Annotated in this window: 11 protein-coding genes and 1 tRNA gene; 5 read left to right on the top strand and 7 right to left on the bottom strand. The window is 67.8% G+C overall.

Features of this window, described 5'->3' with window-relative positions; genetic code table 11:
• Positions 1-2: 2 nt before the first annotated feature.
• Positions 3-272: a hypothetical protein gene (locus Q0V34_RS01955; protein WP_297506940.1), complete on the bottom strand. Its 270-nt coding sequence runs from the start codon at positions 270-272 to the stop codon at positions 3-5.
• A 316-nt stretch (positions 273-588) separates the two neighbouring features.
• On the opposite strand from Q0V34_RS01955, the gene Q0V34_RS01960 reads away from it, so the two are divergent.
• The 5 genes from Q0V34_RS01960 (at position 589) to Q0V34_RS01980 (ending at position 5,060) form a co-directional block, all read left to right on the top strand.
• Entirely contained in the window at positions 589-867 is a 279-nt protein-coding gene (locus tag Q0V34_RS01960) for an HU family DNA-binding protein (protein ID WP_297506942.1), read from the top strand.
• 118 nt (positions 868-985) lie between these two features.
• Complete coding sequence (locus tag Q0V34_RS01965) at positions 986-2,215, top strand: putative DNA modification/repair radical SAM protein (protein WP_297506944.1); 1,230 nt, start codon at positions 986-988, stop codon at positions 2,213-2,215.
• Entirely contained in the window at positions 2,215-3,714 is a 1,500-nt protein-coding gene (locus Q0V34_RS01970) for a UdgX family uracil-DNA binding protein (RefSeq protein ID WP_297506946.1), read from the top strand. The genes Q0V34_RS01965 and Q0V34_RS01970 overlap by 1 nt, the downstream gene beginning before the upstream one ends.
• Positions 3,715-3,785: 71 nt before the next feature.
• On the top strand, positions 3,786-3,947 hold the full coding sequence (locus Q0V34_RS01975) for a hypothetical protein (protein ID WP_297506948.1): 162 nt from the start codon (positions 3,786-3,788) through the stop codon (positions 3,945-3,947).
• A gap of 102 nt (positions 3,948-4,049) precedes the next feature.
• On the top strand, positions 4,050-5,060 hold the full coding sequence (locus Q0V34_RS01980; RefSeq protein WP_297506950.1) for an alpha/beta hydrolase: 1,011 nt from the start codon (positions 4,050-4,052) through the stop codon (positions 5,058-5,060).
• A gap of 64 nt (positions 5,061-5,124) precedes the next feature.
• Here Q0V34_RS01980 and Q0V34_RS01985 read toward each other — a convergent pair whose 3' ends face one another.
• The 6 genes from Q0V34_RS01985 to Q0V34_RS02010 all read right to left on the bottom strand — a co-directional run.
• Positions 5,125-5,661: a hemerythrin domain-containing protein gene (locus Q0V34_RS01985; protein WP_297506952.1), complete on the bottom strand. Its 537-nt coding sequence runs from the start codon at positions 5,659-5,661 to the stop codon at positions 5,125-5,127.
• Positions 5,662-5,764: 103 nt separating this feature from the next.
• A complete protein-coding gene (locus Q0V34_RS01990; RefSeq protein WP_297506954.1) occupies positions 5,765-5,962 on the bottom strand; it encodes a hypothetical protein in 198 nt (65 codons plus the stop codon).
• Positions 5,963-6,106: 144 nt separating this feature from the next.
• Positions 6,107-6,183: transfer RNA gene (locus Q0V34_RS01995), tRNA-His, on the bottom strand.
• Positions 6,184-6,392: 209 nt separating this feature from the next.
• Positions 6,393-7,124 carry an energy transducer TonB gene (locus Q0V34_RS02000; protein ID WP_297506956.1) on the bottom strand — a complete coding sequence of 244 codons (732 nt, stop codon included), beginning with the start codon at positions 7,122-7,124 and terminating at the stop codon, positions 6,393-6,395.
• 9 nt (positions 7,125-7,133) lie between these two features.
• Positions 7,134-7,568: a biopolymer transporter ExbD gene (locus Q0V34_RS02005; protein ID WP_297506958.1), complete on the bottom strand. Its 435-nt coding sequence runs from the start codon at positions 7,566-7,568 to the stop codon at positions 7,134-7,136.
• A 5-nt stretch (positions 7,569-7,573) separates the two neighbouring features.
• A partial coding sequence (locus Q0V34_RS02010) for a MotA/TolQ/ExbB proton channel family protein (protein ID WP_297506960.1) occupies positions 7,574-8,310 on the bottom strand: 737 nt, incomplete at its 5' end.

The raw sequence follows: 8,310 nt of genomic DNA on the forward strand, positions 1-8,310 counted from the left end.
TCCTATTCGCCGTCGAAGACTTCGGGTCGCTTGTCGTCGACGTCGCGGCCATCGCCGGGATCGTCGTCCTGTTCGAGCTCGACGATCTCGTCCTCGTCCAGATCCTCGCCGATCAGGGCGTCGTCGTCATCGGCGTCGCCCTCGGCCTGGGTGACGTCCAGCACGTCCGGCAGTTCCTCGAAGGTCTGGAACTCGCCATCGCGCCCGATGACGTCGTCGTCCGCCGCCTCGGCGCCGTCCTGTCCGTCCCATCCGTTGTCGACATCGGTCATGGCGTCTCTCCTGTGCGTCCGGAGAAAATGGCCAGGCGCCGGGGGCGTTCCCCGCCTCCGCCAGACAGCCGCTCAGCAATGGAATCGGGGGCATGGCGGCGGCTTTTCCGCCGCCCCGCGGTTAAGCTTAAGAAACGACGATTTCTAAGTTTTCGGCCAAGCTTGACCATAAGGCGGGGCCGAAATCGTAAAAAACCTTATCCTGCGGGCGTTTTGTCCCCGTGAATCGCCGTTTTAACCTTTGCTGACGGGTGACAAACGCGATTGGCCTCGTCAGGCTCGGGTTTCCCTGATTCACAGGAATGAGCTTGAGAAGATGAACGTTTCCGATCTGGTCGACGCCGCCGTGGCCGCCGACGAAAAGCTGACCAAGACCCAAGCCAAGGCCATCATCGACGGCGTCTTCAAGGCGATGTCGGACGCCGCCGTGAAGGGTGAGGAAGTCTCGATCCCGGGCTTCGGCAAGTTCAAGGTCCAGGCCAAGCCGGCCCGCACCGGCCGCAACCCGGCCACCGGCGCGACGATCGAAATCGCCGCCAGCAAGAAGGTCGCCTTCACGCCGGCCAAGCAACTGAAGGACGCCGTCAACGGCTAATTCAGCGCGAGGCGGACGCGTGAATGTCCGCCTCCCGACGCTTCCCTTCACGCGCGATAGCACGCCTCATGCGCCTGTTGCGCGTGAAGACTTTTCAGAACAAAAGAAGAACGATAACGTGCCGCGCATGGCCGTTCTCGATCTTCGGCGCAAGCTCGCCATTCTCTCCGACGCCGCGAAATACGACGCCTCCTGCGCCTCGTCCGGCGCCCAGAAACGCAATTCGCTGGGCGGCAAGGGCGTCGGCTCGACCGAGGGCATGGGCATCTGCCACGCCTATGCCCCCGACGGCCGCTGCATCAGCCTGCTGAAGATCCTGCTGACCAATTTCTGCATCTACGACTGCGCCTACTGCATCAATCGCGTGTCGTCGAACACGCCGAGAGCGCGCTTTTCGGTCAAGGAGGTCGTCGACCTCACCCTGAACTTCTACAAGCGCAACTATATCGAGGGCCTGTTCCTGTCGTCGGGCGTCATCCGCACCGGCGACTACACGATGGAGGAGATGGTCCGGGTGGCGAAATCGCTGCGGCTGGACCATGACTTTCGGGGCTATATCCACCTGAAGCTGATCCCCGAGGCCTCGCCGGAGCTGGCGGCCGAAGCTGGGCTCTACGCCGACCGGGTGTCGATCAATATCGAGCTGCCGCGCGACGACAGCCTGGCGACCCTGGCGCCGGAAAAGGACGTCGGCGGCATCAAGCGGGCCATGGGCCGCATGCGGCTGGCCATCGAGGACAAGGCCGAGCCGGCCCGGAAGGCTGGACGCCAGACCTTCGCCCGCGGGCAGTCGACCCAGCTGATCGTGGGGGCCGACGAGGCGCGGGACGGCGACATCCTGGCCCGCAGCGCCAACCTCTACGGCGCCTATCGCCTGAGCCGGGTCTACTATTCGGCCTTCAGCCCGATCCCCGACGCCAGCCACCGCCTGCCCCTCGCGCGGCCGCCGCTGTTGCGTGAGCATCGTCTGTATCAGGCCGACTGGCTGATGCGGTTCTACGGTTTCGAGCGGCCCGAAATCGTGTCCGAGGGCGAGGACCTTGACCTCTCCGTCGATCCCAAGACCAGCTGGGCGCTGCGGCACCGGGCGCGGTTTCCGGTCGACATCCAGACGGCCGACCGCGAGACCTTGCTGCGGGTCCCGGGTCTGGGCGCCAAGGCCGTGGAGCGCGTCCTGACGGCCCGGAAGGTCGCGCGCCTGACCCTGGACGACCTCAAGCGCGTCGGCGCCGTCGTCAAGCGCGCCAAGGCCTTCGTGGTCACCGCCGACTGGACGCCGGGGGCGTTGACCGACCGCGACAGCCTAAAGGCCGCCCTGGTCCGCCCCGAGCAGCTGAGTCTGTTCTGATGCGGGTGGTGCGGCTGGAGTCGGAGATCGACTTCGCCGGCTGGCGGACGGCCGCGCGGGCGCTGCGGGCGGACGGTGTGTCGCCGGAGGCGGTGGTCTGGACGGTCGAGTGGGATCTCTTCTCCCCTCCCCCTCGCGGGGAGAGGCCGGAGGGTGGGGGCGGCGGCGCGGCGATCTCGGAGCGAACACCCCCACCCCAACCCCTCCCCTCGAGGGGGAGGGGCTTTACCGTCCCCGCCGCCTTCCTCGAGCTCGCCGAACAAGTCATCCTCCACCGCGCGCCGGACCGCTTCGCCCTGCTCTACCGCATCCTCTGGCGGCTGGAGCGCGAGCCTCGCCTGATCGACAATCCCGCCGACGCCGACATGGCCCGCGCCCGCGACATGGCCAAGGCGGTCAGCCGCGCCGCGCACAAGATGAAGGCCTTCGTCCGCTTCCGACTGGTCGAGGGCGCGGCCGCCGAGACCTATGCCGCCTGGTTCGAGCCCGCCCATCGCGTCACCGAGGCCGTCGCGCCGTTCTTTGTCCGCCGCTTCACCAGCATGGACTGGACGATCCTGACGCCCGACGCCTGCGTCGCCTGGGACGGCGAGCGCCTGACCGTCTCGGAGGGCGCCGATCCCGCCGACGCTCCATCCGAGGACGCCCAGGAGGAGCTCTGGCGCACCTATTACGCCTCGATCTTCAACCCCGCGCGGCTGAACCCCAGGCAGATGCGCCAGGAGATGCCCAAGCGTTATTGGCGGAACCTGCCCGAGGCGGCGCTCATTCCGGAGCTGATCGAAGCCGCTCAGGACCGCGCCGCCGCCATGGTCGCCGCCCCGCCTCGCCAGCCCTCGGACCGCGTGTTGAAGGCCGCCCTGCGCCACGCCCGCGACGCCTCCTACGAAGGCGGCGCGCCGACGGATCTCGACGATGTCGCCGCCGGCGTTCAGGTCTGCCGGCGCTGCGACCTCTGGCGCGACGCGACCCAGGCCGTGCCCGGCGAGGGCGCGGCGCGCGCGGCCTTGATGTTCGTGGGCGAACAGCCCGGCGACCAGGAGGACCTGGCGGGTCGCCCCTTCGTCGGGCCTGCGGGCCGGATCTTCGACAAGGCCCTCGCCGAGGCGGGCGCGCCGCGCGACCAGGCCTATGTCACCAACGCGGTCAAGCACTTCAAGCACGAGCCGCGCGGCAAGCGGCGCATCCACAAGACGCCGGACCGAGGCGAGGTCACCGCCTGCCGCTGGTGGCTGGACGCCGAGCGCCGGCTGGCGCGCCCCAAGGTGATCGTGATGCTGGGGGCGACGGCGGCGCTCGGCGTGATCGGCAAGCCAACGGCCATCGGCGCTCATCGCGGGCGGCCGCTGCCGCTGCCCGACGGCGCTCAAGGGGTGGTCACCTACCATCCGTCCTTCCTGCTGCGGGTTCCGGACGCGGAGACCAGGGCGCGGGCCTATGCCGAGTTCGTGGCCGACCTGCGGCTGGCCGCCGACCTGGCCGGCGTCCGGACGTCCTAGGCTAATCCGCGACGCCGCGGGGGAACCGCCGCGTCGCCGATCCGGTTTCGAAGGATCGAAGGAGAGCGCCGATGACCGATCACGACCGCGAGCAAGACAAGCCGGACACGGCCGACACCCCGCCCCACCTGCAGACCGAGGACCAGAAGGGCGCGGGCCCGATCAACGACGCCGGCAGCGGGGTCAGCCAGGAAGACGGCGGCGAGGATCCGGACAATATGGGCCGGGCCTGATCCAGCCGCCTCGCGATACGACACGCCGGCTCCACGCGGCTAGGCCATCGAATTGCCGCACCCTCCGAGAAGCTTAACCGGACGTTGATCCGGAGGCCCACGGTGCGTCTTCTTCGTCTCTGTCTTCTGGCCCTGGCCTCACTGTCGCCGTCCCTGTCGATCGCGCGAGAGACGCCGCCCATCATGACCGCCGGCGCCAGTCCGCAAATGCTGGAGCGACGGCTGATCGATATCGGCGGTGGACGGTCGCTGAACATGGTGTGTATCGGGAGTGGCGCGCCGACCCTCGTGTTCGAGCAGGCCCTGGGCGGTGCGATCCTCGACTGGCAGCATATCCAGCCCGAGCTCAGCAAGACCAACCGGACCTGCTTCTACGACCGCGCGGGTTACGGCCAGAGCCCGGCCTCGGACCAGCCCCGCACCCCGCGAAACGTCACCGACGATCTGCACGCCCTGCTCCGGGCGTCCGGAGAACGCCTGCCCGTTGTGCTGATCGGCCATTCGATCGGCGGGCGCTACGTTCCTTACTACTATGAGCGCTTCCCCGCCGATGTCGCGGGCATGGTGCTGGTCGACCCGGGGTTCTCCGGCCAGGACGACTTGAAGCTGTCCGCGCCCGACCAGGCGCTCTTCGACGGGCTGCGGATCAAGGTCTACGCCAAGTGGTCGAATTGCGCGGCCAAGGCGCGCGGTCACGAACTGACTTTGGAGGCTCCGCAGGGCTGTTTCGCGGCGAACCTGCCCTATTACACGCGGGACGAGGCGGCGCGGATGCTGCCGGTCTATCAGCGGCCAGAACGATGGGAGACGATCGCCTCCGAATATGCCCACATCGACGAGGACAAGGGTCCGCGGAAGGCTTGGGGCGATCTGCCGCTGGTCGTGCTGACCCGGACCGACTTTCCGCCCACGCTGGGAGCCTCGGACGCGTTCAATCAATCGGTCGAGGCAGTGTTGAAGCGCGGACACGCGGCGCTGGCGGCGCGATCCAGTCGAGGCCGGAACATCACCGTGCCCAACTCCAGCCACTACATGCAGGCCAACCAGCCCGAGCCCGTCCTGGCCGCGATCAAGGACCTCGTGGCCGAGGTCCGCGCGCGTCCGTCCCCATAGGGCCTCGGCGTCCGCCCCGGCGGGGCAAAGCCGCCTCCCCCGCGCGCGGGGGAGGCGCTCGGTATCAGTGGGCCTTGCCCCCCAGTTCGGCCATCAGCGCTTCCTTGCGGGCCTGCATGCGCTCGCCCATTTCGTCGAGGTCCTCGTCGCCCTTCTTGGCCTGGGCGAAGAAGCCGCCGGGCTGCTCCTCCTCCTTGACGTGGTGCTTGATGTATTCGCCCAGCACCTTGACCTTGGCGTCGTAGAACTCCTGGCCCGGCTTCATGGCCTCGATCTCGGCGATCAGCTTCTTGGCGCCGTCATGCTCGACATAGGCCTCGTCGATCAGGTCGTCCTCGACGTCGCCGCGCTCCTCCGGATAGAGGATCTCCTCCTCGATCTGGGTGTGGACTTTCAGGGCCAGGGCGATCTGGTTGAACAGCGCCAGCTTCTCGGCGTTGTCCTCGAGCTGTTCGTACTCGTCGAACATCTTCTCCACCTCGCGGTGGTCCTGCTTGAGCAGGCGGATCGCCAGCGGGTCGCGGCGGCCGGTGCGGCGCGTGGCCTTGCGGGGTTTGGCGGACTTGGTCTTGCTCGACGCGCTCTTGGCGGCAGTGGCCATCTGAATTCTCCCTGGTGGTCCCGACGGCGAAGCAACACCCAAGGCCAAGCAGGCGTTCCGCCGCTCGGCCAGGATCCCGGGTTCGAGGGAGCGCCGGCGCGGCTCAGCGGTCCTGCTGATAGCCCTGGTGGGTGGTGTTCTGCTTGACCCCGCCCTGCCGGCCCTGCTCGGCCAGATTGGCGTCGGCGTCGCCGGGCTGGCCGGACTGTAGCGTTTCGCCGTCCGCCGTCGCGCCGGCGAGATCGGGCTTGTCGCCGGGCGCGGCGCGTTGCTCGGGCGGAATGGGGGGCGCTTTGGCCATGGCGGTCTCCTCGCAAAGGGCGAGGACTGAACCGCGCCCGCGCGCCGAGGTTCCGAGATCAAACCCGCGGTCGTCGCGCCCCGAGACGACGGCCGACATGCAAAAAGGCCCGGGACGAACCCGGGCCTTTTCAAGGGCTTGCGATGGTACCAGCTCTCGGGCTCGAACCGAGGACCTCTAGATCCACAATCTAGCGCTCTAACCAACTGAGCTAAGCCGGCTCATCGCGAGGCGTCGTCTTTAGTCGGATCGGACGCCGGGATCAAGCACCGATCGGGCCGATCGCATCACGAAAGCGACCGCCGCGCCCCCGGGGCCATGCCCGGGTGACGCTGGCCGTCGCGGCATCGCCCGCGAGGCCGCGCGCGAATGAAAACGCCCCGGGGCCGAGGCCTCGGGGCGTTTCCTGACTTTCGCTGGGATTCAGGTCCTATTGCGGGACCTGGAACACCAGCGGGACGGTCACCTGACCACCGTCGACGGGCGCGCCGTCGAGGGTCTTCGGCTTCATCCGGAACAGGCGCGACAGACGCAGAGCCGCGTCGCCGAAGCCCATGTCCGCCGGGGTCTCGGAGACCACCGAGCAGCCTTCCAGAGTGCCCTTGGCCGTCACGGTGCACGAGATCGTGGCCTTGCCGCTGACTTCCATCCGCTGAGCGCGGTCGGGGTAGTAGCGGGCCATGTCGTCGCCGCTGGGCTTGCGGGCCCAGTCCGGACGCGTGATCACCGAGGCGCGAGCCGGCGGGTTCGTCGGCACCGGCGGCGCCTGCGAGATCACCGGCGGAGCCGTCTGTTCCACCCGCTTTTCAACGGGCGGGATCGGCAGCGGCGGCGGCGGCGTCACGTCCGGCGGCGGAGCCACCGGGGGACGCGGCTGGACCACGGCCGGAGGCGGCGGCGGCTCGTTGGTGGGCGGCGGCGGCGGCGGCGGCGGCGGCGGCGGCGGGGGCGGCGGAGGCAACTCCACGTCCACGGCGTCGTCCGAATACTGCTGCATCACCGCTTCGAACTTCTGCTTCGCCAGGTAGGCGAAGAGGAGTGCGTGCAGACCGACCACCACGATCATGGCGATCGTGAAAGGACCGGCGCCTTTGCCGCGTCGCGGGCCGTCGGAAGTGAGCGGATCGTAGCGGCGATGCTCGGGCGTATTTTCGTCAGCCATGCATCACCCCTACTTGCTATCATCCCGTCCGACGAGCGCCACGCTGTAGAAGCCGTTATCCTGGAGGGTGTTCATCACCTCCATGAAAGCCCCATAGCGAACCTTTTCGTCGGCCCGGATGTAGATGCGCTCCTTGGACGGATCGCGACGGCCCATGCCCTTCGCGATGTCCTGCCCCATCGAGTCGATCGTGGTCTCGTTGTCGCCGATGTACAGCTGACCCGATTGCTTGATCGAGATGTAGACCGGCTTCGGCGGACTGGGCGTTGGTTTCGCAACCGCCGCGGGCAGGTTCACTTCGACCGACACGGAGGCCAGCGGAGCGGCCACCATGAAGATGATCAGGAGCACCAGCATGACGTCCACGAAGGGCGTAACGTTGATGTCGCTGTTCTGCTCGACGTTGAACCTGTCGCTTCCACCGCCTGAAAGTTTGGCGGCCATCGGTGTTACGCCCCCTTGTCGAGCTGACGCGAGATGGCGTTCATCAGTTCAGCGACGAAACCTTCCGAGCGGGTGCCGTAGCCGGAGATGCGGGTCTGGAAGTAGTTGTAGAAGATAACGGCCGGGATAGCGGCGAAGAGGCCGATACCGGTGGCGAGCAGGGCTTCAGCGATACCCGGCGCCACGACGGCGAGGTTGGTCGTGTTGGTGTTCGCGATGCCGATGAACGAGGTCATGATCCCGTAAACCGTACCGAACAGACCGATGAACGGACCGGCCGAACCGACCGAGGCCAGGAACACCATGCCGCCCGACAGACGCTTGGCCAGCGAGGACTGGACGGCGTTGATGGCGTAGGTGGCGCGGGCCAGCGTCGAGTCACGGTGCTCGCCGGCGACGGCCAGACCCGCTTGACGCGACAGTTCGACTTCCTGCGAGGCGGCCGCGGCCATGTCGGCCATCGGGTTGCCTTCGAATTCTTCCGACGAGCTGATGCGCGCGATGTCGGCGATCGAGCGAGCGCCGCGGAAGGCTTCCAGGAACTTGTCCGATTGCTTGTTGAGGCCGCCGAACTCGAAGATCTTCGTGATCAGCAGAACCCACGAGAAGACGGACGAGAGCAGCAGGCCGATCATGACGACCTTCACGACGGCGCCGGCGGCGAGGAACATGCCGACGGGCGTCAGCGAGCCGCCCTTCTTCGAGCCTTCGGCGGCCGCGACGTCGGCCGGCGGGGCTTCCG

Origin of the sequence: uncultured Caulobacter sp. (assembly GCF_947036865.1) — a bacterium.
Lineage (GTDB): Bacteria > Pseudomonadota > Alphaproteobacteria > Caulobacterales > Caulobacteraceae > Caulobacter.